The 23786-nt window shown below is 68.3% G+C and carries 19 protein-coding genes; 5 read left to right on the forward strand and 14 right to left on the reverse strand.

Annotation, left to right across the window (positions count from 1 at the left end; genetic code table 11):
* Window positions 1-21: 21 nt before the first annotated feature.
* Window positions 22-495: a hotdog fold domain-containing protein gene (locus NMB40_RS13180; RefSeq protein ID WP_494358689.1), complete on the forward strand. Its 474-nt coding sequence runs from the start codon at window positions 22-24 to the stop codon at window positions 493-495.
* Between the two features lie 476 nt (window positions 496-971).
* Here NMB40_RS13180 and NMB40_RS13185 read toward each other — a convergent pair whose 3' ends face one another.
* Together NMB40_RS13185 and NMB40_RS13190 are read right to left on the reverse strand one after the other, a co-directional pair.
* Window positions 972-1328, reverse strand: coding sequence for a DUF1304 domain-containing protein (locus NMB40_RS13185; RefSeq protein ID WP_494358690.1), 357 nt, complete (start codon window positions 1326-1328; stop codon window positions 972-974).
* Between the two features lie 29 nt (window positions 1329-1357).
* Window positions 1358-2695 (reverse strand): NTP/NDP exchange transporter, encoded by a 1338-nt coding sequence (locus tag NMB40_RS13190; RefSeq protein ID WP_282247581.1) that lies wholly within the window; start codon window positions 2693-2695, stop codon window positions 1358-1360.
* A gap of 144 nt (window positions 2696-2839) precedes the next feature.
* Here NMB40_RS13190 and NMB40_RS13195 point away from each other — a divergent pair, with 144 nt between their 5' ends.
* A complete protein-coding gene (locus tag NMB40_RS13195) occupies window positions 2840-4432 on the forward strand; it encodes a GMC family oxidoreductase (protein ID WP_494358691.1) in 1593 nt (530 codons plus the stop codon).
* 142 nt (window positions 4433-4574) lie between these two features.
* Window positions 4575-5972 carry a serine hydrolase domain-containing protein gene (locus tag NMB40_RS13200; protein ID WP_494358692.1) on the forward strand — a complete coding sequence of 466 codons (1398 nt, stop codon included), beginning with the start codon at window positions 4575-4577 and terminating at the stop codon, window positions 5970-5972.
* A 121-nt stretch (window positions 5973-6093) separates the two neighbouring features.
* On the opposite strand, the gene NMB40_RS13205 is transcribed toward NMB40_RS13200, so the two are convergent.
* The 9 genes from NMB40_RS13205 to nudE all read right to left on the reverse strand — a co-directional run bounded on the left by NMB40_RS13205 (window position 6094) and on the right by nudE (window position 13168).
* Window positions 6094-6645: a histone gene (locus tag NMB40_RS13205; protein ID WP_171966760.1), complete on the reverse strand. Its 552-nt coding sequence runs from the start codon at window positions 6643-6645 to the stop codon at window positions 6094-6096.
* Between the two features lie 916 nt (window positions 6646-7561).
* Window positions 7562-7957, reverse strand: coding sequence for a glycine cleavage system protein GcvH (gcvH, locus tag NMB40_RS13210; RefSeq protein ID WP_282247586.1), 396 nt, complete (start codon window positions 7955-7957; stop codon window positions 7562-7564).
* Window positions 7958-8019: 62 nt separating this feature from the next.
* On the reverse strand, window positions 8020-9132 hold the full coding sequence (gene gcvT, locus NMB40_RS13215) for a glycine cleavage system aminomethyltransferase GcvT (protein ID WP_448143350.1): 1113 nt from the start codon (window positions 9130-9132) through the stop codon (window positions 8020-8022).
* An 89-nt stretch (window positions 9133-9221) separates the two neighbouring features.
* Window positions 9222-9653 carry an NfeD family protein gene (locus NMB40_RS13220; RefSeq protein WP_448143351.1) on the reverse strand — a complete coding sequence of 144 codons (432 nt, stop codon included), beginning with the start codon at window positions 9651-9653 and terminating at the stop codon, window positions 9222-9224.
* A gap of 1 nt (window position 9654) precedes the next feature.
* Window positions 9655-10617, reverse strand: a complete 963-nt coding sequence (locus NMB40_RS13225; RefSeq protein ID WP_282247589.1) for an SPFH domain-containing protein — start codon at window positions 10615-10617, stop codon at window positions 9655-9657.
* Window positions 10618-10675: 58 nt separating this feature from the next.
* Window positions 10676-10999: a YnfA family protein gene (locus NMB40_RS13230; protein ID WP_282247590.1), complete on the reverse strand. Its 324-nt coding sequence runs from the start codon at window positions 10997-10999 to the stop codon at window positions 10676-10678.
* Window positions 10996-11808: a nucleoside triphosphate pyrophosphohydrolase gene (gene mazG / locus NMB40_RS13235; protein WP_494358693.1), complete on the reverse strand. Its 813-nt coding sequence runs from the start codon at window positions 11806-11808 to the stop codon at window positions 10996-10998. The genes NMB40_RS13230 and mazG overlap by 4 nt, the downstream gene beginning before the upstream one ends.
* Before the next feature lie 11 nt (window positions 11809-11819).
* The gene (cysQ, locus tag NMB40_RS13240) at window positions 11820-12623 is read right to left on the reverse strand and encodes a 3'(2'),5'-bisphosphate nucleotidase CysQ (RefSeq protein ID WP_282247592.1); all 804 of its coding nucleotides are present in this window, start codon (window positions 12621-12623) and stop codon (window positions 11820-11822) included.
* The gene (nudE, locus tag NMB40_RS13245) at window positions 12620-13168 is read right to left on the reverse strand and encodes an ADP compounds hydrolase NudE (protein ID WP_282247593.1); all 549 of its coding nucleotides are present in this window, start codon (window positions 13166-13168) and stop codon (window positions 12620-12622) included. The genes cysQ and nudE overlap by 4 nt, the downstream gene beginning before the upstream one ends.
* A gap of 62 nt (window positions 13169-13230) precedes the next feature.
* Here nudE and bioA point away from each other — a divergent pair, with 62 nt between their 5' ends.
* Both bioA and NMB40_RS13255 read left to right on the forward strand, forming a co-directional pair.
* The gene (gene bioA, locus NMB40_RS13250; protein ID WP_494358694.1) at window positions 13231-14622 is read left to right on the forward strand and encodes an adenosylmethionine--8-amino-7-oxononanoate transaminase; all 1392 of its coding nucleotides are present in this window, start codon (window positions 13231-13233) and stop codon (window positions 14620-14622) included.
* A complete protein-coding gene (locus NMB40_RS13255) occupies window positions 14613-15347 on the forward strand; it encodes a 16S rRNA (uracil(1498)-N(3))-methyltransferase (protein WP_494358695.1) in 735 nt (244 codons plus the stop codon). The genes bioA and NMB40_RS13255 overlap by 10 nt, the downstream gene beginning before the upstream one ends.
* 79 nt (window positions 15348-15426) lie before the next feature.
* On the opposite strand, the gene NMB40_RS13260 is transcribed toward NMB40_RS13255, so the two are convergent.
* Genes NMB40_RS13260 through NMB40_RS13270 form a run of 3 tightly spaced genes read right to left on the reverse strand, consistent with a single transcriptional unit; the run spans window position 15427 to window position 23726 of the window.
* The gene (locus tag NMB40_RS13260; RefSeq protein ID WP_494358696.1) at window positions 15427-15897 is read right to left on the reverse strand and encodes a chemotaxis protein CheW; all 471 of its coding nucleotides are present in this window, start codon (window positions 15895-15897) and stop codon (window positions 15427-15429) included.
* A 34-nt stretch (window positions 15898-15931) separates the two neighbouring features.
* Complete coding sequence (locus NMB40_RS13265) at window positions 15932-17254, reverse strand: chemotaxis protein CheB (protein ID WP_494358697.1); 1323 nt, start codon at window positions 17252-17254, stop codon at window positions 15932-15934.
* Window positions 17241-23726: a hybrid sensor histidine kinase/response regulator gene (locus NMB40_RS13270; RefSeq protein ID WP_494358698.1), complete on the reverse strand. Its 6486-nt coding sequence runs from the start codon at window positions 23724-23726 to the stop codon at window positions 17241-17243. Before NMB40_RS13270 ends, NMB40_RS13265 begins: the two co-directional genes overlap by 14 nt.
* Between the last annotated feature and the right edge of the window lie 60 nt (window positions 23727-23786).

The following is a 23786-nucleotide window of genomic DNA, read 5'->3' on the forward strand; positions in this document are numbered from 1 at the left end:
TTTTTTTTGAGGAGACACACCATGGCAGCTCCCCTGTTGAACCTGTACCACCGCATGCAGCGCTGGCCGGCCGGCCAATGGCTGTTCTCGCGCGCGGTGTGCTTCAAGGCGCCCTACTTCGCCAGCATCGCCCCGCGCATCACCCTGCTCGAACCGGGCCGCTGCGAAGGCCGCATCGCGCACCGGCGCAAGGTCACCAACCACATCGGCACCGTGCACGCGATCGCGCTGTGCAACCTGGCCGAGCTCACCGCCGGCCTGATGGTCGACGCCTCGCTGCCCAAGGGCATGCGCTGGATTCCCAAGGGCATGGATGTGAAGTACCTGGCCAAGGCGACCGGCACCCAGCATGCGGTGGCCACGCCTGCGCAGGCGATCGTTGCTGCCGAAGCAGGCTATGCGTTGCCGGTGAATGTGCAGGTCTGCGACGCTTCGGGCACTGCGGTGTTCGAAGCGCGGATTGATATGTGGGTGTCGCCGGTCAAGCGCGGTTGAGTTTCTGCGCCAACGGCAGCGTTTCAATTCACACGAGCTGGGGCGGCCGTCGGGTAGCCCCGCTCCGGGACACGCCGTGAATACGTCCATGTAGGCTTGTCAAAAACATCCATGTTTTTGACAGTCCCTCCGGGGGCTACCCGCCGGCCGCCCCCGACAGATGGTCGCGTGCGGTGGGTAAAAGCAGACACGCATGGCTTGCCGCTGGTAGGTTCGGTTCCCGAACGAACGCACGGAACGCACCAACACCCGGTAACGCATGAAAGAAGATCGGAGCCGCCCTTGATCTCCCTTGGCCACCAACCCACTGTCGAGGGTCGGCGGGGGTGGGTTTGCGGGACCGTAGAGCGCCATGGATGGCGCGAACGAGCCCCCATGGATGGGTTTACGGCGTGTCCCGCAAACCCACACCCGCCGGCCCAGCGCGAGCACGTTCGCAGACCCCGGCTGTGCGCCGTTGATTTTGATTTGAAACCTCAGGCCGGCACGAACTGCCAGGCGATGACCGCCAGGATCGCAGGCACGGCCTGGATGAAGAAGATCCGCTTGTTGACACTGTAGGCGCCATAGCAGCCGGCCACGATCACGCAGCCCAGCATGAAGTTCACCAGCATCGGCAGGTGGTCGAACAGCCCCCACAGCAGGCCTGCTGCCAGGAAGCCGTTGTAGAGGCCCTGGTTGGCCGCCAGCACGCGCGTGGCCTGCGCCTTCTCCGGCGTGTTGCGGAATGTCTTCAGGCCCAGCGGGCGCGTCCACAGGAACATTTCCAGCACCAGGAAGTACACGTGCAGCAGCGCGACCACCAGGGTCAGGATCAGTGCGGTCCAGTACATGGGCAACCCTCGAACAAGATGGAGGAAGCTTACTCCGGCCGCTCGGCCGGCAGCTTCTTTTCTTCGCGCAGCAGCCCGAACGCCGCCGCCGTCATGATGCCCGCCACCACCAGCCCGCCCGCGAACACCGCGTGCGAGCCGAACAGCGACAGCCCCTTGTGCACCCACGCGAAGGTCAGGTCGCCGCCGCGGTACACCACCGTGTCGATCGCCGCGCCCGCCTTGTAGCGCCACTGCCGGTCCACCCGGGTGAAGATCGTCTCGCGGGCCGGCTTGGCCAGCGAGAACTCGCTGGCACGCGTCATCACCTGCACCACCGCCACCAGCATCGGCAGCGGCGAGGCGGCCAGCACCGAGAAGCCAACGATGATCGCAAAGCCCGGGATCAGCAGCGCCGGCGCGATGCCGAAGCGCGACAGCAGCCAGCGCGTCACGCCCAGCTGCAGGATCAGCGTCAGCGCGTTGATCGCCAGGTCCACCCGCGAATAGAACGCCGTGCTGGCCGCCGGGTCCGTGTACAACCGGCGCACGATCGAGGCCTGCTCGTTGTACAGCAGCGTGCCGATGCCCACCCCGAACACCACCATCACCGCCAGCCAGCGCAGCAGCGGCTCGCGCGCGATCAGCTTCAGCCCGTCCAGCACGCCGCCGCCCATCGGTGCCTCGCCCGAGGCCAGCTGCAGCTCCTGCTCGCGCGCCACCGCCCAGAGGCGCAGCCGCCAGATGCAGAACAGGCACACGCTGAGGAAGCCGGCCGAGACCAGCATCAGGTTGGCAATGCCCACCCGCTGCACCAGCGTCGAGGTCAACGTCGGGCCCAGGAACGCGCCGATCGTGCCGGCCGCCCCGATGTAGCCGTAGAACGCACGCGCCTGCACGTTGGAGAACACGTCGGCCATGAAGCTCCAGAACACCGCCACCGCGAACAGGTTGAACACCGTGGTCCAGAAGAAGAACAGCATGCCCCGCCCCGGCACCCCGCTGTCGAACAGCACGTAGAAGCCCAGCAGCGTCACGATGAAGAACCCGTACACCGCCGGCAGGAACACCCGCCGCGGGTAGCGGCTCACCAGCGCCCCGTACAGCGGCTGCAGCACCACCATGATCACGAACACGCAGGTGAACAGCACCTGCAGCACGAAGTCCTGCAGCGCGATGCCATGGCCGTCGAACCACGCGATCAACGCCGGCGGGAACACCGTCTGCAGGTCGGCCGACGCCGCCATCGCCTCGCGCACCGGGCGCAGCACGTAATAGCCGCTGAGCAGGCAGAAGAAATACACGCAGGCCCAGAACAGCGGCGGCGACTGCCGCAGCGCCGCGCGCAGGCCCGGCTGCGCGGGCGCGCTCGGGTCCGGGGCATTCATGGCGCGCAGGTCCCGCACAGGCGGCGTGGCAGCGGCAGCATCGTGGCGATTCCGGGCAGCAAAGCGCGCACGGTAAACGATGCACCGCAACATCGCTAGGGGTGGACTGCCTTATGCTCGTGCCATCACCGTTGGGGAACGGACATGTACGACTACATCATCGTCGGCGCCGGCTCGGCCGGCTGCGTGCTGGCCAACCGGCTCAGCGCCGACCCGCACTGCCGCGTGCTGCTGCTCGAAGCCGGCCCGCGCGACCGCAATCCCTTCATCCACATGCCGGCCGGCTTGGCGCGGCTGGTCAACAACCGCCGCATCAACTGGAACCTGTACACCGAACCCGAGCCGGCGCTCGATGGCCGGCGGCTGTGGTGGCCGCGCGGCAAGGTGCTCGGGGGCTCCAGCGCCATCAATGCCATGTGCTACGTGCGCGGCGTAGCGGCCGACTACGACGGCTGGGCTGCCGCCGGCGCCACCGGCTGGGACTGGTCGCACGTGCTGCCCTGGTTCCTGCACAGCGAAGCCAACAGCCGCGGCGCCGGCCCCTGGCACGGCGGTGGCGGGCCGCTGTCGGTGTCCGACCTGCGCCACCACAACCCGCTCTCCGATGCCTTCCTGGATGCCGCCGTGCAGGCCGGGCACGCGCGCAACGACGACTTCAACGGCGCGCACCAGCTCGGCGTGGGCCTGTACCAGGTCACCCAGCGCGACGGCGTGCGCTGCTCCAGCGCCACCGCCTACCTGCGCCCCGCGCGCGGCCGGCGCAACCTCACCGTGCTCACCGGGGCCCGTGCACGCGCCCTGAGTTTCCAGGGCGACACCGCCACCGGCGTGTACTTCCGCCACCGTGGTGCGCACCGGCATGCGCATGCGGCTGCCGAGGTGATCCTGAGCGCCGGCGCGATCCACTCCCCGCACCTGCTGATGCTCTCGGGCATCGGCCCGCACCGGCAGCTGCGCGCGCACGGCATCAGTACCCGGGTCGACCTGCCCGGGGTGGGCGGCAACCTGCAGGACCACCTGGACATCTGCACGCTGGTGCACACCCAGCCGGGTGTCAGCTACGACCGCAGCAACCAGGCGCGCATCGCCTTCGACTACTTCCTGCGCGGGCGCCGTGGCGCCGGCACCAGCAACATCGCCGAGGCAGGCGGCTTCGCCCGCTCGCCGCTGGCGCAGGGCGACGGCGCCGACGTGCAGTTCCACTTCGTGCCGGCGATGCTGGACGACCATGGCCGCCACCGCCTGCCCGGCGACGGTTACACCCTGCATGCCTGCGCGCTGCACCCACGCAGCCGCGGGCGGATCCTGCTGCGCGATGCCGACCCCGCCTCCGCGCCGCGGATCGAGGCCAACTACCTGGGCGATCCGGAGGGGCACGACCTGGCCATGATGAAGGCCTGCGTGCGCATGTCGCAGCAGATCCTGGCCCAGCCGGCGTTCGACCGCTGGCGCGGTGCGCCGATCTTCCCGGCCAGCAACGACCTGGACGATGCCGCCCTGGACGCCTTCATCCGCGCCAAGGCCGAGACCATCTACCACCCGGTGGGTACCTGTGCGATGGGCCAGCATGCCGACGCCGTGGTCGACCCACAGCTGCGCGTGCGCGGCGTACAGGGCCTGCGCGTGGTGGACGCCTCGGTGATGCCCCGCCTGGTCAGCGGCAATACCAATGCCCCCACCATGATGATTGCCGAACGCGCCGCGCGCTGGCTGGGGGCGCGCGTGCCTGCCACCTGAACAGGGCGTCGACGACACCCCTCCCATTCGATGCAAAAACCGGGCCTTTTCAATGCGATACGCATTCATCTTCGCTTCGTTTGTGCAATCAGGAAAAGCAGCGCTAGAATCGGTCCCAGCAGTTGCGCACGGGCCCCAAACGATGAAAGAGAACAGCAGGCGCCGACCGATCCGTTCGGCGGCAACCGGGTTGCTGGGCATGCTCATGCCCATCGCGATGTCGTCCACCGCACAGACCCCCAGTGCGACACCGGCCGCGTTCCCCGTGAACATCGAGAACAGCGCCGCGTCCGCCATTCCGCACACCCAGCCTGCGGCGTACCGGGCCACCACGACCAACCCGAAGGTGCTGCCGCCGGCCGCCGGGTTCAACGTGGCCAACATCGAATCCATGGCCCAGCAGCTCACCTATGGCGAGCGCGTACCGGGCATGGCGGTGGCCATCGTGCAGGGCGGCCGCGTGCTCAGCGCGCGCGGCTACGGCGTCACCGACGTCAACAACCCGCAGATGGTCGACGCGCACACCGTGTTCCGCCTGGCATCGCTGTCCAAGGCCTTCGCCGGCACCATGGCCGGCCTGCTGGTCAACGATGGCACGCTGCGCTGGGACAGCAAGGTCACCGACTACGTGCCCGGTTTCCAGCTCAGCAGCCCCGAAGCGACCGACCGGTTGACCGTGGCCGATCTGCTCAGCCACCGCGTCGGCCTGCCGTACAACGCCTATGACCGCGACGTGGAAGCCAACGCCGAGTACTACACGCTCACCCACAAGCTGGCCTCGACCTCGCTCAAGTGCCAGCCCGGCGACTGCTACGCTTACCAGAACGTGGCCTTCAGCCTGATCGGCGACGTGGTCTACGCCGCGTCCGGCAGCTTCTACGAGCAGTCGGTGGAACGCCGCCTGTTCAAGCCGCTGGGCATGGACGATGCCAGCCTGGGCCTGGCCGGCATCCAGGCCAGCTCGCGCTGGGCGCGCCCGCACGTGCGCAGCCGCAATGGCTGGGTGTCGCTGAGCCCGAAGCCCACCTACTACCGCCTGGCCCCCGCAGCAGGTGTCAACGCCAGTGCCAGCGACATGGCGCAGTGGCTGCTGGCCCACACCGGGCACCGCCCCGACGTGCTGCCGGCGCCGCTGCTGGCCACGCTGCACTCGACCCTGATCAACACCCCCGGCGAGATGCGCTCGGGCTGGCGTCGCGAGCGCCTGCACTCGGCCGGCTACGCACTGGGCTGGCGCAACTTCGATTACGCCGGGCATGAGGTGATCTTCCATGCCGGTGCCGTGCAGGGCTATCGCGGCCTGGTGGCGCTGGTGCCCGAACGCGACCTGGGCATCGCCATCATGTGGAATGGCGAAAGCAGCCTGCCCAGCGGCCTGCTGCCGACCGTGCTCGACGCGGCCATGGGCCTGCCCACCCAGCGCTGGCTGGACGTGGACACCGACTTCGGCAGCGACAACCTGATGACCGAGGACAGCACGCCGGCGCCGGGCAAGCGCAAGGGTGTTTCGTCGGATCGGGCGGTGGCGTCGCCGAGGTAAACGGCGGCTACAGCTGAAAAGACAAAGGCGGCCGCGATGGCCGCCTTTTTCGTTGGGCAAAAAAAACCCCCTCCCGCTGGGCTGCCGGGAAGGGGGTTTCAGTACGGCTATCGGGAATGGATCAGATCAGCGGTGCCGGGGTTGCCGGCAGGGCGACCGGTGCAGCCTTCTTCTTGCGGACCGCCGGCTTGCGCTTGGCGACCTTCTTCACTGCCTTCTTGGCCGACGCCTTCTTGGCGGCCGGCTTGCGCGCGGTGGCCTTCTTGGCGGTGGCCTTCTTGGCTACCTTGCGGACGGCCTTTTTGGCGGTCTTCTTGGCAGTCTTCTTGGCAGCCGCCTTCTTGGCTACCTTGCGGACGGCCTTCTTGGCAGTCTTCTTGGCAGCCGCCTTCTTGGCTACCTTGCGGACGGCCTTCTTCGCGGTCTTCTTTACTGCCTTCTTTGCGGTCTTCTTGGCGGCGGCCTTCTTGGCGACCTTGCGGACCGCCTTCTTTGCCGTCTTCTTCACTGCCTTGCGGGCAGTCGCCTTCTTGGCTGCCTTCTTTACCGTCTTCTTGGCAGCGGCCTTCTTGGCTACCTTCTTCACGGCCTTCTTGGCAGCCGCCTTCTTGGCGACCTTCTTCACGGCCTTCTTGGCGGCCGGCTTTTTCTTCGCAGCTTTCTTGGTTGCCATGGGATTGGCTCCTCGTCAGTGATCTATGGAGTTGAAACGCCCAGGTAAAGCAAACCCGCCGTTACTGCTGTGCGGGGACCGCCGTCGCGTCGAGCGCGTCGTGACGGATACGGGGATACCTGCCACAGGATGCCAGGCAGGTATCGAATGCGGGGTGCCCTTGCATTTCACCGGAGGTAGCGAAGCCGACTCCACCGTCTTGGGACGCGCGGCGGATGTTCTGGTTGTGCTTCGCGACTGGATGTCGATTCGGCTCACTCGTTTGGCAGGCAAGGTCTGCTGGGCGAAACCTAATCACGCTTTTTTTCACTGTCAACAACCCCCGCGAAAAAAATTCACATGGACGCCCTCCAGCGCACCTCGCCCGGACCCTCCGCAAGCGCTCGGCAGCACCCCTTCAACACGCGTTGTCCGCGTTCGCGCATCCGTTCAAGCGGCGATGCGTTGAAAGAAAAACACTTAAAAGAAGCACTTTCGCAAATTGCACTGCAGCTGCACCGGTGTTGTCGCCGACGACAGGTTCCCGCACTGAAGGCGTCGCAACGGCTTCCCGCACGGGAACAAAACAGGGTCGAAAACTTTTCACATCCGCGAACGCTTTTTGCGTCCGGATTTGCAGAACTGCGCAAACTTTTGGGCGGTGGTCGGCGCCGGGTTCGTGCCGGTTACGTGCATCGACGACCCGTTCGACGGGGGACGATGCGCGTCGATGCGACGTCGATGCGTGCTCATGAGCTGCACGTTGGCATGCCGGCACCGTCCGGCATGAGCACACCAGCGACGGCTAGAACACGTCGACGGCCTGGCCATCCCTCACGCACGGATAACGCAAGGGACGTCGGCAACCGGACGATGGCGCGTGCAGGCAAAAAAAAACGGCCGCACAGGGCGGCCGTCTTTTCCAGGCAGGCGAGGATCAGTGATCCTCGTCTTCCAGCACTTCGGCGTAGGCGTCCGGGTCCAGCAGTTCGTTCAACTCGTCCTTGTTGGACAGCTCGATCACGCAGATCCAGCCTTCGCCGTAGGCGTCTTCGTTGATGGTTTCCGGCTTGCCTTCCAGCGCGTCGTTGACCTCGACCACGGTGCCGGAGATCGGGCTGTACACGTCCGAGGCGGCCTTCACCGACTCCACCACCGCGATCTGCGCGCCGGCCTTGGCCTCGGCGCCGACTTCTGGCAGCTCGACATAGACCAGGTCGCCAAGCAGGCCCTGGGCGTGGTCGGAAATGCCGATGGTGACGCGGCCGTCGCCTTCAACGCGTGCCCACTCGTGGGACTTGAGGAATTTGAGGTCGCCGGGGATCTCGCTCATGGGACTGCTCCGAAGAAATTCAGGGGGGTCAGAAAACGGGGGTAGTGTAAAACAACCGGTGATCAGCCTTCGACCAGCACGCCGGGTTGGGCCTGGCCTTCGCGCACGAACGGGAACTTCACCACGCGCACCGGCACCTGCCGGCCGCGGATGTCCACGTGCACCTGGCCGAGCTCACCGCCCGGCACGCGCGCGAACGCGATGCCCTTGCCCAGCGTCGGCGAGAACGTGCCCGACAGGATCTCGCCGGTGCCGCCAGCGGTGGTCACCGCCTGGCCATGGCGCAGCACGCCCTTCTCGTCCATCACCAGGCCGATCATCTGGCGCGCGTCGCCGGCGGCCTTCTGCGCTTCCAGCACGTCGCGGCCGATGAAGTCGCGGCCTTCGTCCAGCGCCACCGTCCAGGCCAGCGCGGCTTCGAACGGGCTGATCGCTTCGTCCATGTCCTGGCCGTACAGATTCATGCCCGCTTCCAGGCGCAGCGTATCTCGCGCGCCCAGGCCGGCCGGACGCACGCCGGCGGCCGCCAGCGCATTCCAGAAGGCGATCACCTGGTCCTGGGCGACCAGGATTTCAAAACCGTCTTCGCCGGTGTAACCGGTGCGGGCGACGAACAGCGGTGCGCCGCTGGCCGCAGTGGCGTCCACGGCGGCGAAGCGTCCCAGCTTCTGCAGTGCGGCGCGGTCGGCTTCGGCCACCAGGCCGGTGACACGCTCGCGCGCGGTCGGGCCCTGCACGGCGATGATCGCCAGGTCTTCGCGCTCGGTCACCTGCACGTCGAAGGCGGCGGCCTGCTCGCGGATCCAGGCCAGGTCCTTCTCACGGGTGGAGGCGTTGACCACCATGCGGAAGAAGTCGTCGGCCAGGTAGTAGACGATCAGGTCGTCGATCACCCCGCCCTGCGCGTTGAGCATGCACGAGTACAGCGCCTTGCCCGGCACCTTCAGCTTGTCCACCGAGTTGGCCAGCAGGCGGCGCAGGAACGGGCGCACCTGCGCGCCGCGCAGGTCGACCACGGTCATGTGGCTCACATCGAACATGCCGGCATCGGCGCGGACCAGGTGGTGCTCGTCCAGCTGCGACCCGTAGTGGATGGGCATGTCCCAACCGCCGAAATCGACCATCTTGGCGCCAAGCGCGCGGTGGGTATCGTTGAGTAGCGTCTTCTGGGTCATGACCACGGTCCGGGGGATGAAAAATGCAGGATTTCATTATCCCAGAACCGCCCGCGCAACGCCTGCGGCGGTGCGCCATGTCTGCGCCGTCAGGCTTCCTGGACTTTCAGGGTCATGCCATCCACGGCCACCACGCGCACCGGCGTGCCGGCCGGCAGGTCCGGGCCGGCGACCACCCAGAACGCGTCGTCGACCTTGGCGCGGCCAATGCCCGACACGATCGGCTGGTCCAGCGCGACCACCCGCCCTACCAGCTGTTCGGCCCGGCGGTTCAACAACGGCGCGTCGGTTTCCCGCGCACGCTTGCGGCCCCACTGCCGGTAGCACTGGATCGAGACCACGCTGAGCAGCACGAACGCCACCACCTGCCACAGCAGCGGAATGTCGGCGAACACGGCCACCAGCACGAACACCGCGGCCGCGCCTATCCCGATCCACAGCATGAAGGCGCCCGGCGCCAGCGCTTCGGCGGCAAACAGCACCAGCGCCAGCGCACCCCACCCCACCACTTCCCAGCGCATCTCAGCCTCCGATGCGCGGCGGCACCGCGCGGGTGGTCTTCTTTTCTTCCTGCCTGGCGAACGCTTCCTTGGCCAGTTCGGCCACGCCGGCGATCGAACCGATCACGCCACTGGCCTCCATTGGCATCAGCACCAGCTTCTGGTTCGGCGAGGTGGCCAGTTCCTTGAACGCTTCCACGTACTTCTGTGCGATGAAGTAGTTGATGGCCTGCACGTCGCCGTGCGCGATCGCCTCGGACACCACCTGGGTTGCCTTTGCCTCGGCCTCGGCCTGGCGCTCGCGCGCCTCGGCGTCGCGGAAGGCAGCCTCCTTGCGACCCTCGGCCTCCAGCACGGTCGCCTGCTTCTCGCCTTCGGCACGCAGGATTTCCGATTGCCGCGAGCCTTCGGCTTCCAGGATCTGGGCGCGCTTCTCGCGCTCGGCCTTCATCTGCCGCGCCATGGCGTCGAGCAGGTCGCGCGGGGGCTGGATGTCGCGGATCTCGATGCGGTTGACCTTCACGCCCCACGGATTGGTGGCGTGATCGACCACGCTCAACAGCTTGGCGTTGATCACCTCGCGCTGGCTGAGCGATTCGTCCAGGTCCATCGAACCGATCACCGTGCGGATGTTGGTCTGCACCAGGGCGATCATCGCCACTTCCAGGTTGGCGACCTCGTAGGCGGCCTTGGAGGCATCCAGCACCTGGAAGAACACCACCCCGTCCACGCGCACGGCGGCGTTGTCCTTGGTGATCACTTCCTGGCCGGGCACATCCAGCACCTGTTCCATCATGTTCACCTTGCGGCCCACCCCGTACACGATCGGGATCAGGAAATGCAGGCCGGGCGACATGGTGTGGGTGTAGCGGCCGAAGCGCTCCACGGTCCATTCATAGCCCTGCGGCACCATGCGCACGGCCTTGAACAGGATGACCACGGCCACGAAGGCCAGAATCAGCGAGAACAGCACGGTCGGAAACATCGCACACTCCTTTCCCTGGGTCGTGCCGAATATACCGCTGATCCGCCGTCGGCCCCGCCTAGCCCGCGCGCGGCGCGAACATGATCACCGCCATGCCGGCCAGGCACAGCCCGACCCCGAGCAGGTCCCAGCGGCCCGGGCGGATGCCATCCACCACCCACAGCCAGGCCAGCGCGGTGCCGATGTACACCCCGCCGTAGGCGGCATACACGCGCCCGCTGGCGGCCGGGTGCAGGGTCAGCAGCCAGGCGAACAGCGCCAGGCTGGCGGCCGCCGGCAACAGCAGCCAGGCGCTGCCGTCGCGGCGCAACCACAGCCACGGCAGGTAGCAGCCGACGATCTCGGCCACGGCGGTCAGCACGAACAGCAGCAGCGTCTTCACGCCTTGGCTTCGCCGGCCTTGGCCTGCTCCCACAGGCGCTCCTGCGCCTCCAGGTCCAACGCCGCCATCGAAGCACCCTCGGCGGCGGCCTGCGCTTCCATGGCGCGGAAGCGCCGTTCGAACTTGTGGTTGGCGTGGCGCAGCGCGGCACCGACGTCGACCTTGGCGTGCCGCGCCAGGTTGGCGCAGACGAACAGCAGGTCGCCGAGCTCTTCTTCCAGCCGTGCCTGGTTGTCCTGCACCGGCCCGCGCGCGAACTCCGCCGCGACTTCGTCCAGTTCCTCACGCACCTTGTCCAGCACCGGCGCGGGGCCGGGCCAGTCGAAGCCCACGCGCGCCGCGCGCGCCTGCAGCTTCACCGCCCGCTGCCATTCGGGCAGACCGCGCGAGATGCCCGCCAGCGCAGAGCTGTCGCCATCGCCCTTGGCGGCGCGCTCGGCGCGCTTGATCGCTTCCCAGTTGCTGTTGACGTCTTCAGCCCCGTCGACCTGCACCTGCGCGAACACGTGCGGGTGGCGGCGCTGCATCTTGTCGCTGATCGCGCGGGCCACATCGGCAAAGCCGAACGCGCCCTGCTCACTGGCCATCTGCGCGTGGAACACCACCTGCAGCAGCAGATCGCCCAGTTCGTCGCAGAGGTCGTCCAGGTCGCCGCGATCGATCGCATCGGCGACCTCGTAGGCTTCCTCGATGGTGTACGGGGCGATGCTGGCGAAATCCTGCTGCAGGTCCCAGGGGCAGCCCTGCAGCGGGTCGCGCAGGCGCGCCATGATGCCCAGCAGGCGTTCCAGTTCGGCGGGTGCGGACATCGGTGCTCCGGTCAGGCGGGAATCCAGGTGCGCCACGGCAGGCGGGTGTCGCCCAGCGCGATGAAATCGCCGTTCAACAGGGTTTCGCGGCGGTTGTAGCGGAATGGCTTGCCGGTGGCGGCCGACAGCACCGCGCCGCCTGCGGCGTGCAGCACGCACTGGCCGGCGGCGGTATCCCACTCGGCCGTCGGGCCCAGCCGCGGGTACACATCGAGCGTACCTTCCGCCAGCCGGCAGAATTTCAGCGACGAGCCCTGCGCGACGACCTCGATATCACCCATGCGATCCAGCAGCGCCTGGGTTTCCGGGCTGCGGTGCGAGCGGCTGGCGGCCACCTGCAGCGGCGGCAGCGCCGGGGTGCGGGTGCGCAGCACCGAGTCATGCATGCCGTCGCGACGGTAGGCCAGCTCGCCGCGCATGGCGTGCCAGGCCACCCCGCTGACCGGGGCCAGCACCACCCCGAACGCCGGCGCGCCCTGGTAGATCAGGGCGATGTTGACGCTGAACTCGTCGTTGCGCTTGACGAACTCGCGGGTGCCATCGAGCGGGTCCACCAGCCAGTAGGCGCCCCAGTGCCGGCGCACCTCCCACGGCACCTGCGCCGATTCCTCGGACAGGATCGGCAGGTCCGGGGTCAGCTGGCCCAGCCCGCGCAGGATCACCTGGTTGGCGGCCAGGTCGGCGGCGGTCACCGGGCTGCGGTCGGATTTGATCTCGACATCGAAGGGGGTGGCGTACACCGCCATGATGGCGGCGGCGGCGTCCTGGGCAATGGCAATGACCGTTTCGCGCAGATCGGTGGTGAGTTTGATCATTCCCCGCGTTCCAGCCACTGGCGGGCAATGAACAACGCCGCCAGCGAACGCCCTTCGGAAAAGTCCTCGCGCAGCATCAGCTGGTCGAGCTCGGCGAGTTTCCAGGGCACCACTTCCAGCTCTTCGGGCTCATCGCCGACCAGCCGTTCGGGGTACAGGTCACGCGCCACCACCAGGTGCGAGAGGTGGCTCATGTAGGTCGGGGCCAGGGTCATGGCGCGCAGCACGTCCAGGCGGCGCGCGCCGTAACCGGCCTCTTCCTTCAGCTCGCGGTCGGCGGCCTGCTCGGGGGTTTCGCCCGCATCGATGCGTCCCTTGACCAGCCCCAGTTCGTAGCGGTGCACGCCGGCTGCGTATTCACGCACCAGCAGCACGGTCTCGTCATCCAGCATCGGCACCACCACCACCGCACCGTGGCCACGGCTGACCAGGCGTTCGAAACGGCGGCGTTCGCCGTTGGAGAACTCCAGGTCCAGGTGCTGCCGCTGGAACGGGCCGCTTTCCTCGTCCGTGATCTGGTGGATGGTGGGCAGCGGACGGGTCATGCGAACTGGCTCTTGGAGATCGATAGAATGCAGGCAGGTGAAAACGTGGCCATGAGCTCGAAATGCTAGCAGACCCAGCCCCCCTTACGTTGGCCGACCGGTGGCGGCAACGCGACCTGGCCGTGCTGTGGCACCCGTGCACGCAGATGCGCGAGCACCCGGACACCTTGCCGCTGGTGCCGATTGCGCGCGGTGAAGGCCCGTGGCTGGTCGATCACGAGGGACACCGCTACCTGGATGCGGTGAGCAGCTGGTGGACCAACCTGTTCGGCCACGCCGAACCGCGCATCGGCGCGGCCATCGCCCGCCAGGCGACCCAGCTGGAACAGGTGATGCTGGCCGGCTTCAGCCACGAACCGGCGGTGGAACTGGCCGAACGCCTGCTGGCGATCGCGCCGCGGCAGGCCGGGCGTGCGCCGCTGTCCAAGGTGTTCTATGCCGACAACGGCTCGGCCGGGGTCGAGGTGGCGCTGAAGATGGCGTTCCATTACTTCCGCAACCGCGGCGAGGAACACCGTACCCGCTTCGTGGCGCTGGAGAACGGCTACCACGGTGAAACCCTGGGGGCGCTGTCGGTCGGGGATATTCCGCTGTACCGCCGCGTGTACGCGCCGCTGCTGACCGAGGCGCTGTTCGCGCCCTCGCCCGACGCCTACCTGGCCGAACCCGGGCAAAGCGCCGCCGAGCGCGCCCATGAGGCGGCTGATCGCCTGGCCGACCTGTTCGACCAGCACCCGGGCGAGATCTGCGCGGTGATCCTGGAACCGCGCCTGCAGTGCGCCGGCGGCATGCGCATGCACGACCCGGTCTATCTCAAGCGGGCGCGCGAACTGTGCGATGCCAATGGGGCGTTCCTGATCGCCGATGAGATCGCCACCGGCTTTGGCCGCACCGGCACCCTGTTCGCCTGCGAACAGGCCGGGGTGATGCCCGACCTGCTGTGCCTGTCCAAGGGCCTGACCGGCGGCTTCCTGCCGCTGGCGGCGGTATTGGCCACCCAGGCACTGTACGACGCGTTCCTGGACGACAGCCGCGAGCGCGCCTTCCTGCATTCGCACAGCTACACCGGCAACCCGCTGGCCTGTGCGGCGGCGCTGGCCACGCTGGACATCTTCGCCAGCGAGGATGTGATCGCGCGCAACCGCAGCACCGCCGAGGTCATGCGCACCCTGGCCGCGCCCTTCACCGACCACGCCCACGTGGCCGATGTGCGCCAGACCGGCATGGTGGTGGCGTTCGAGCTGACCCGCAACGGCGACAAGCGCACGCCCTTCCCCGCCGAAGCACGGGTGGGGCTGCACGCCTACAACGCCGCGTTGCGGCGCGGCGTGGTGCTGCGCCCGCTGGGCAACGTGCTGTACTGGATGCCTCCCTACTGCGTGGAGGACGAACACCTGGACCTGCTGGCCCAGACCACCCTGGCCGCGATCGAGGAAGCTGTTGCATGCGCGTGACCCGTTCTTATGTGGATGCCCCGCTGGCCGTCGGCCAGACCCTGTCGCTGCCGGAAGAGGTGGCCAATCATCTGGTCCGCGTGATGCGCCTGCGCGAAGGTGAAGGCTGCGTGCTGTTCAATGGCGATGGCCACGACTACAGCGCCACGCTGGTGGAATCGGGCAAGCGCGACGCGCGCGTGCGGATCGAGGCCGCGCAGGCGCTGGACAACGAATCGCCGTTGTCGATCACCCTGCTGCAGGGCATCGCGCGCGGCGAGAAGATGGACCTGATCCTGCAGAAGGCCACCGAACTGGGCGTGCAGGCGATCGTGCCGGTGAATGCCGAGCGCACCGAGGTCAAGCTGGATGCGGCGCGCGCGGAGAAGCGGTTGGCACATTGGCGCAGCGTAGTGGTGTCGGCCTGTGGTCAGTCCGGGCGCGCTCGGGTGCCGGAGGTAGCGGCGCCGCTGGGCGTGCAGGAGGCAGCCAAGGCGATGCCGGCGGAAGCGCTGAAGCTGACGCTGGACCCGCTGGGCGAGCACCGGTTGTCGACGTTGGAGGCCGCGCCCGGGGGCGTGGTGATCGCGATCGGGCCGGAGGGTGGCTGGTCGCCGCGTGACCGGCAGGCCTTGGCGGCCGCCGGGTTCCAGGGGTTGCAGCTGGGGCCGAGGATCCTGCGTACCGAGACCGCGGGGTTGGCTGCTATTGCGGCCTTGCAGGCGCAGTTGGGGGATCTTGGCTGATCCGGCGGCGCGCAGCCACGCAGGGCGTGGCTCTACTGCACCGCCCGTAGAGCCACGCCCTGCGTGGCTGCACGCGATGTCAAACTACGGGAAGCACTTCATCCAGCGCGGCTTCCAGCGCATCCAGGTCGGGCAACAACGCACTCTGTTCACCCAGCAGCACGCGCATGTGCACGCCCTGCGGCAGGGTTTCTTCGGAGGCGTCGGCCAGCAGGCCGTCGCGCGGCACCGCGATCAGCTGCGGGAAGGTCTGGGTCAGCAGTGCGAAGTACGGGCGGTTGGCGTTGCCGCCCAGCGCCTTGAGCACCACGACCTTGTTGTTGCTCACCACCGCTTCCTCGCCCAGCCCGGACAGGCGCGCGAACGACATCAGCGGCACGTCCCAGCCCTGCCAGCGGATCTCGCCGACCAGCCACGCGGGCGCGTTGTCCACCGGGGTAACCGGCACCTTGGACATCATTTCGGCCACCGTCGCATTGGGCAGCAGCACGCGCTCGCTCCCGGCCTGGATCAGTACCCCACGGATTTCGTCGTTGCTGGCGTAGCTCATGAGTCTGCTTCCTGAAAGTGATACGGCGTGGCGATTACTCGCTCACGCCCCAGCGTTCGGCGATGGCGACGGCCAGCTGCGGCGGATCCCCGGCGGCCATGCCGGCGGCAACCACCGCGTTGGCGGCGATCGGGTCGTAGCAGCCTTCACCGGTCTGCCCGGCGACCCAGCCGCCGGCCACGGCCAGCGACAGCACGTCGTCCAGCAGCGCCACGTCACTGCCGCTGAGCATCACCACGGCGCTGTGCGCCGGCGGCAACGCGGCCACCTGGATGCCCTTGGCGTCGGCGGTGAAATGCAGGCCACGGTTGTGCACGGCCACGCCCACGTCATCGGGCAGGATGTAGGCATTGCCTGCCAGCACCGGCTGGTCGGATTCGGCCAGCACCACCGGCAACGCCGATACACGGGCCATCTGCTTGACCAGGTTGCCGTAACGGCCCCCGTCCAGGCGCATGTAGACCAGGATCGGCACCGCCAGCCCGGCCGGCAGCGCGGCCAGCAGGCGGCGCAGTGCGTCGGGCCCACCGATGCCCGCCAGCACCAGCACGGCGCCGGGTGCGGCACCGCTCGGGTCGGCGTCGGCTTCCAGCTCGACCAGCGACAGGCGGTCGATATCGAACGCGCTGGGTTCGATCGGCGCGCTGACCGGCGCGGCCGGCGCGGCAACGGGAACGGCGCTGTCTTCATCCACCAGCGCCCAGCTGCTGTGGTCGCCCAGCGGCGCGCGCGGCGCAGCCGGGGCCGAGGCCGGGACCGGCGGCGGCACGCTGGCCGACGGCGCGACTACCGGGGCCTGCATGGCCGCCAGTGCTTCTTCCAGCGAGATCGGCTCGCTGTAGCCTTCCGGCGCCGGGTACAGGCCATCGGGCGGCACGTCACCGGCCGCGTCGAAGGCTTCGCGCACATGGAATTCCAGCGGCGCGTCGGCATGCAGTTCGGCAGGCGTCTGCGGCAGGCCGGGTTCGGGCTGCAGCAGGCCTTCCTGTTCGGCGCCCGGCGGCAGCACGTCCTGGTGGCCGTGCAGCTTGGCCACCAGGTGGCGCGCCCAGCGCTGGGCTTCCCAGCCTTCGCGGCGGGCAGCCAGTTCGGCTTCGTCGAAGATGACGGTCAGCGACGGCGAGGCCAGCACCGGGTCGAGGCGTTCCAGCGCATCCTCGATGGCCGGTTCCAGCGCGATCAACACCGCGCCGGCGTCGGCGCCGCCCAGGGTTTCCAGATCCACGCTGTTGGGATCTTCTTCCAGCACCACGGTCGCACCGGCCTGGGCCAGCGCTTCGCGCAGGCGCTCACGCGCCGGGCCGACCCGTGCCAGCAATGCCACCGACGGCAGCGGGTTCAGGTCATTCACGGGCACGGGCGATCCCCAGCAGGTCATACACGTTTCGCATCAGGTCCAGCTCCTGGTACGGCTTGCCCAGGTAACGCTGGACACCGATTTCGAAGGCGCGTTGACGGTGCTTGTCGCCGCTGCGCGAGGTGATCATCACGATCGGCACGCCCTTGTAGCGTGGATCGGCGCGCATGGCGGTGGCCAGTTCATAGCCATCCATGCGCGGCATTTCAATATCCAGCAGCATCAGGTCGGGCACCCGCTCTTCCAGGCGCTCCAGCGCTTCGATACCGTCGCGGGCAACGGCCACTTCGAAGTTGTGGCGTTCCAGGATGCGGCCGGTGACCTTGCGCATGGTCAACGAGTCGTCGACCACCATCACCAACGGAGCCTGGCGGTCGGTGGCCTGCGCGGCCGGTGCGATCGGCTTGAGCGGGTTGGCCTGGTAACGGCGCACCAGCGGGGCGACGTCCAGGATCACCACCACGCGGCCATCGCCGGTGATGGTGGCGCCGTAGATGCCCGGTACCGAGGCGATCTGCAGGCCGACCGGCTTCACCACGATTTCGCGGTTGCCCAGCACCTGGTCGATGGCCACGGCCGCGCGCAGTTCACCGGCGCGCACCAGCAGCAGCGGCACCTGGTCCTGCCCTTCGGCACGGGCCTGGCCCTGGCCGACCAGCGTGCCCAGGTCGTGCAGCGCGAATTCTTCGCCGCCGTAGTGGTAGCCGCCGCTGGCCGATTCGAAGCGCTCGCGCGAAATCCGGCCGATACCGCTGACCGAGGCGACCGGCACCGCGAAGGTGGTGTCGCCGATCTGCACGAACACCGCCTGGGTGACCGCCAGGGTCTGCGGCAGGCGCAGGGTGAAGGTGACGCCCTTGCCCGGCACCGAGTGGATGTCCACCGAGCCGCCCAGCTGGCGCACTTCGTTGTGCACCACGTCCATGCCCACGCCACGGCCCGCCAGCTGGCTGACCTGGTCGGCGGTGCTGAAGCCGGGCGAGAAGATCATCGCGTCCAGTTCGGCATCGCCCAGCACGGCATCGGCCTCGACCAGGCCACGCTGTTCGGCGCGGCGACGGATCGCCTCGCGGTTCAGCCCGGCGCCGTCATCGGCCACTTCCAGCACGATTTCCGAGCCTTCGCGGCGCAGGCGGATGGCGATCTCGCCTTCCTCCGGCTTGCCGGCGGCGCGGCGCTGCTCCGGGGTCTCCAGGCCATGGGCCACGGAGTTTCGCAGCATGTGTTCCAGCGGCGCGACCATGCGGTCGAGCACGTTGCGGTCCAGTTCGCCGTGGGTACCGTCCAGGGTGACGTGGACCTGCTTGCCGGTGTCCTGGCCAGCCTGGCGGACCACGCGGCGCAGGCGCGGCACCAGCCCGTCGAACGGCACCATGCGCGCGCGCATCAGGCCATCCTGCAGTTCCGAGCTGACCCGCGACTGCTGCTGCAGCAGGACGTCGTACTGGCGCGACAGGTCGTCCAGCACGCCCTGCAGGCCGCCAAGGTCGGCTGCGGATTCGTTCAGCGCACGGCTGAGCTGCTGCAGCGTGGAGAAGCGGTCCAGTTCCAGCGGGTCGAACTTGTGGTCGACCTGTTCCTGCTCGCGCTGGTAACGGGCCACGATCTGGGCTTCGGTTTCCAGGTCCAGGCGACGCAGCTGGTCGCGCAGACGCGCATTGGTGCGGTCCAGTTCGCCCATTGCGCCACGGAAGGCGCCGAGCTGCTGTTCCAGGCGCGAACGGTAGATCGCCACTTCGCCGGCGTGGTTGACCAGGCGGTCCAGCAGGTCGGCGCGCACGCGCACCTGTTCCTGCTGCGGACGCGCCAGGGTGTCTTCCTCGCTGGACGCTTCCAGCGGCACCGGTGCGGACAATGGTGCCGATGCAACGGCGGTATCGACCACCGCCGGGACCTCGACCGCGGCAGCGGTCGTGGCGGGCGCGTCTTCTGCTTCGGCGCGGCCCAGCGTGCGCGCTTCAAACGCGGCGATCAGGTCGTCCGGCATGGCCACGTCACGGTGGCGACCGGTGCGGGTCAGCATCTGGTGCAGGCGGTCGAAGCCACGCTCCAGCAGGTGGACGTCGCTGCGGTCGATATCGGTACGGTTGGCGGCGACCGCCTCCAGCAGCGATTCGATGCCGTGGCCCAGGTCGCCGATGGCGTTGATGCCGGCCATGCGTGCGCCACCCTTGAGGGTGTGCAGGTCACGCTGCAGCCCGGCGATTGCTTCGCGGTCCTGGGGTGCGGCACGCAGTTCGCTGATCAGGCCATCGCAATGGTCGAGCAGGTCCTTGCCTTCCTCGACGAAGATGTCGACCAGTTCGCGGTCCAGGACGCTAAAGTCCAGCGAACCGGCATCGTCGAGTTCCTCTTCTTCGACGGCCGCTTCGTCCGCCGCAACGGCGGCGGACAACGGAGCGTCTTCCAGTTCGAACAGCGGTGCCGGCGGCGACGCCTCTTCGGCATCGGACAGGCCTGCTTCGGCCTCGGCGAAGGCATCGCGCTCGTCCAGTGCCTCATGGCGGGCATCCAGGCCCAGCACCGGTGCGTCTTCGGCAGTCGCTTCCGCATCAGGGCCGTCGACGATGGTCAGACCATCGTCCAGCGCCTGCTGCAGTTCAACGGTTTCACCGAACGCCGGGGTCGCCGGGAGGATGTCTTCAAGCGCTGCGGCGTCTTCGTTCTCTTCGATGGCCTCCAGGCTGTACCCGGCGCTGTCATCGGCGATGACCGGTGCGTCGGCCTCCGACTCGATCGCGTCGTGCAGCGCCTCGACTTCCACGGCTTCCAGTTCGATGGCCTGGATTTCTTCGGCCACGATTTCGAGCGGCTGCGACGGCTCCGAGGCAGCTACGTCGACGACCTCCAACGACTCCGGCAGAGTGTGTTCGTAGAAGCGCGACAGATCGTCCGCACCCGTCAGCTCCACCGTTTCCAGGCCACGCTCGACGATCGGGGCTTCCACGGTTTCCGGCGTGGTATCGACCGGCGCGCTGGACGGCGCGTCGAACGGGGTCACCAGCTCGGCGTTGAAATAGGCGGAAAGATCGTCGCTGCCGGTCAGCTCATCCACAACCAGGGCATCGTCCGCAGTTTCGCCGGCGTCGACCACCGACAGCGCGTCGGCCTCGACGATGGCCTGCTGCAGCCCGGTGTCGGTGCTGTCGTCGGCAACGGCATAGCCATTGCGCTCATCGAACTGTGCGGAGAACGCGGCCAGCTCATGGGCGGTGACGTCGTGCGCGGCCTGGGATGCATCGGCCTCCGCATCGGCATCGGCGACGGCGACTGCATCCAGTTCGTCAGCGTCATCACCGTCCAGGTCCACGCCATCGTCGGCAACCAGTGCCGGCCAGCGTGCTTCGGGCAGCGTTTCGGCCAGCGCCTGCAGGCGTTCGGCCAGCGCAGCCTGCGACGGAATGCGCGGGGATTCGGCCTGCAGCGCCACCATCGTGGTACGGATCGCAACGGCGGCAGCGGCCAGTGCCTCGACGCCTTCGGTGCCCGGAACCGCATCGGCGGCCAGCGAGCGCTTGATGAAGCTCTCGGCGTTACCGGTGACAGCGGTGATTTCCGGCACGTCGGTCATCGCGAACGCACCGTTCATGGTGTGCACCGCGCGCAGCAGGGTATCAGTGACCGGTTGCGGCGCCGACTGTGCTTCTTCCAGCCAGGCCTGCAGCGTGGCGTGGTGGGCCTCGACTTCGGCCTCCAGGATCTCGCGCAGTACCTCGTCGATGTTGGCCGGGGTACCCGTGATCTCTTCCACTGCTTCGACGGCCTCGACGTCGGCGGCTTCCTGCGCGACGTCGGGCACGACCACGTCGGTCGGTTCCACCGGCGCGGCGGCCGGGGTCGGCCGCTGCAGCGGCACATGGAAGGTTTCCTCGCCCGCGGCAACGCGGTCGGCGATGCCCTGCATGGCCTGCAGGTCGGCGCTCACGCGGCTGCCATCGCGCAGCGCAGCGTTGAGCTGCGGCAGCACTTCATAGGCCTGGGTGACCATCGCCACCACCGCCGGCGATGCCGGGCGGCTGCCGTCCAGCACGCGGTTGAGCATGCCTTCGATCTTCCAGCTGAACTCGCCCAGGGTGCGCGCGCCCACCAGGCGGCCACTGCCCTTCAGGGTGTGGAACACGCGGCGGATCGGACGCAGGCGGTCCATGTTGTCCGGGGCCATGCGCCAGACCGGCAGCAGGTTGCCCAGGTTGACCAGTTCCTCGTCGAACTCTTCGATGAAGACCTCGCGGATGTCCTGGTCGATGTTCTCGCCATCGTCCTCGAAGCCGGCCTCGATGGTGCCCGGCTCGTCGACGGCAACCGGCGCGTCGACGACGGCAGGCGACTCGACCGCCGGCGCGGTGGAGAACTGCGCTGCGGCGGCATCCAGCTCGGCAAGGAAGCGCGCGGATTCGTCGTCCAGCTCGATCTTGCTGATCACCGCTTCCTGCACGCCAGCGACGGAGCCTACGCCCGTTGCTTCAACGGCAGCTTCGTCTTCGCGAGCCTCGTCCTGACGGGCCTCGATGAGGTCGTCGGCCGGTACGGCGACCGCTTCAACCGGTTCGTCTTCAACCGGTTCGGCCTGCTCCTGCAGGAACGCCGGCAGTGCCTGTACATCCAGCTCGTCGCTGTCGGTGGCCGGCGCGTCGTCGATCTGCAGCGAGAGCACGTCGCCGGCATTGTGCAGCGGCTCGTCGAAGGTGAATTCGATCGGCTCGTCGCTCAGTTCCAGTGCATCGTGTTCGGCGGCGACCGGGTCGAACCCGGTGGCGATCGGTGCCGCGGTGTCGGACGGCGAGGCGGCCACGCCATCCAGGGCGATCGGGGCGATGTCGGATGCTGCTGCAACCTCCCACGTCGTACCCGCGCTGGCATCTTCCGCCAGCACCGGATCGAAGTTGGCGAAGGTGGGCGCGTCATCGGTACGCAGGGCTTCGCTGTGCAGCGTCCACTGCGGCGCGTCCGCGGCGACCGGGGCGGTCGAGGCTTCGAACACCAGCGTCGGCGCGGGCTTGCCGGCCGGCGCGACGGGCGCGACGGGCGCGGCGGCAGCGACCTCAGGCAGCGGCTCGAACGTGAAGTCCGGCAGCGGCGGCGAAGGAACCTCGCCCGGTGCCGGGGCGGCCGGTGTGACCGCCGTTTCCACCGGGGCCACCACGGGCGCATCCCAGCCACTCAGTTCTACGTGTTCCGGGGCCACCGGCAGCGCCTCGGCGCTGGCATCGACCGGCGCCGCGTTCTCGTCCGGCAGCGGCCAGTAGCGCAGCGTTTCCAGACTGGTGCGGGTGATGTCGAGAATGTCGTCGCGACCCTGGCGGCGTTCGCGCAGGGCTTCCAGGTAATACTCCAGGCTGGCCATGGCGTCGGCCAGGGTGTCCAGCTGGCGGCCGCTGGGCACGCGCTGGCGGCCGATCAGCTCGACCGCGATGTACTGGCGCACGCCCTGCAGGTAATCGGCTGGCGTGGACAGGTCGAGCATGCGCAGCGCGCCGGCGACCTCGCCCAGCAGGCGCGGCACTTCGTGCAGCTGCTCGTGGTTCCAGTTGGTTTCGATGAAGGCGACGAAATGCTCGCGCGCGGCCGAGAAGTTGGCGATCGCCTCATGGGCAAGCACTTCAACGGTACGCCGGCCTTCGGCCGCACTCGGATCGTCTTCGCCACTGCCGCCGGCGCCCAGGTGGGCGACCTGGTCGTCCAGCGAGGCATCCACGTACAGCAGCGCCCCGGCGATATCCAGCAGCAGGGTTTCATCGATCTGCTGCTGGCCGTCGACCACGCCGCGCAGCGCATCGCGCTGCTGCACGACCACGCCACGGGCCACGCCCAGGCCCATCATCCCCAGGGTGTCGGCGACCGCGCCCAGTTCGTTGACCTGGGTCTGCAGCTGGGCCGGCTCGCCGCCGGTACGCAGGTGCAGGTCCAGCGCGTCCTTGATCCGCAGCAGCTCTTCCTTGACCGCATTGCCCACGGTGTCGAGCAGCTCGCGGTTGCGCCCGCTCAGGCTGCCACGTGCGTGGTCCAGTTCGGCCTCGGTGGCGCTGGCGCTGTCCGGCGCGAACGCGAACAGCACGCTTTCATTGATCACCGGCGCGGCGCGCGCCAGGCGGATGTCGTTGAGCAGCGGCAGCAGCACGATCGGGATGTCGCGGTGACCGTTCTGCAGGCGCTCCAGATAGTCGGGCAGCAGCACGCTGCCGCGCATCAGGGTGGCGCAGGCTTCGTCGCGGTCGGGGACTTCCCCCGCGCCGATGGCATTGGCCAGCTGTTCCATCTCCTCGGCCACCATCGCCGGGGCATACAGCTCGACCATGCGCAGGGTGCCCTGCACCTGGTGCAGGTAGCCGGCGCAGAAGCGCATGCGGCTGCCATCGGCAGGGTCTTCGGCGTAGTACTCGAGCTCGTTGCGCACCTGGCGCAGGGTCTCGTCCAGCTCCGGCTTCACCCAGCCCAGGGCGGCGTGGCTCATGGCATCGCGCAGCGTGCTCATGCCAGGTCTCCCGGCAGGTGGGCGCGCATGTCGTGCTGTGCTTTATCGCGATGCATCATC

The organism is Stenotrophomonas sp. FBCC-B152 (assembly GCF_059134105.1).

Excerpts from the sequence above, each read along its gene's own strand:
- NMB40_RS13185 (WP_494358690.1), bottom strand. The coding sequence starts at position 1,328 with ATGTACTGGACCGCACTGATCCTGACCCTGGTGGTCGCGCTGCTGCAC.
- NMB40_RS13225 (WP_282247589.1), bottom strand. The coding sequence starts at position 10,617 with ATGTTTCCGACCGTGCTGTTCTCGCTGATTCTGGCCTTCGTGGCCGTG.
- NMB40_RS13205 (WP_171966760.1), bottom strand. The coding sequence starts at position 6,645 with ATGGCAACCAAGAAAGCTGCGAAGAAAAAGCCGGCCGCCAAGAAGGCC.
- NMB40_RS13260 (WP_494358696.1), bottom strand. The coding sequence starts at position 15,897 with ATGAGCTACGCCAGCAACGACGAAATCCGTGGGGTACTGATCCAGGCC.
- cysQ (WP_282247592.1), bottom strand. The coding sequence starts at position 12,623 with ATGATCAAACTCACCACCGATCTGCGCGAAACGGTCATTGCCATTGCC.
- gcvT (WP_448143350.1), bottom strand. The coding sequence starts at position 9,132 with ATGACCCAGAAGACGCTACTCAACGATACCCACCGCGCGCTTGGCGCC.
- NMB40_RS13180 (WP_494358689.1), top strand. The coding sequence starts at position 22 with ATGGCAGCTCCCCTGTTGAACCTGTACCACCGCATGCAGCGCTGGCCG.
- nudE (WP_282247593.1), bottom strand. The coding sequence starts at position 13,168 with ATGACCCGTCCGCTGCCCACCATCCACCAGATCACGGACGAGGAAAGC.
- NMB40_RS13190 (WP_282247581.1), bottom strand. The coding sequence starts at position 2,695 with ATGAATGCCCCGGACCCGAGCGCGCCCGCGCAGCCGGGCCTGCGCGCG.
- mazG (WP_494358693.1), bottom strand. The coding sequence starts at position 11,808 with ATGTCCGCACCCGCCGAACTGGAACGCCTGCTGGGCATCATGGCGCGC.
- NMB40_RS13270 (WP_494358698.1), bottom strand. The coding sequence starts at position 23,726 with ATGAGCACGCTGCGCGATGCCATGAGCCACGCCGCCCTGGGCTGGGTG.
- NMB40_RS13195 (WP_494358691.1), top strand. The coding sequence starts at position 2,840 with ATGTACGACTACATCATCGTCGGCGCCGGCTCGGCCGGCTGCGTGCTG.
- NMB40_RS13220 (WP_448143351.1), bottom strand. The coding sequence starts at position 9,653 with ATGCGCTGGGAAGTGGTGGGGTGGGGTGCGCTGGCGCTGGTGCTGTTT.
- NMB40_RS13255 (WP_494358695.1), top strand. The coding sequence starts at position 14,613 with ATGCGCGTGACCCGTTCTTATGTGGATGCCCCGCTGGCCGTCGGCCAG.
- bioA (WP_494358694.1), top strand. The coding sequence starts at position 13,231 with ATGCTAGCAGACCCAGCCCCCCTTACGTTGGCCGACCGGTGGCGGCAA.
- gcvH (WP_282247586.1), bottom strand. The coding sequence starts at position 7,957 with ATGAGCGAGATCCCCGGCGACCTCAAATTCCTCAAGTCCCACGAGTGG.
- NMB40_RS13200 (WP_494358692.1), top strand. The coding sequence starts at position 4,575 with ATGAAAGAGAACAGCAGGCGCCGACCGATCCGTTCGGCGGCAACCGGG.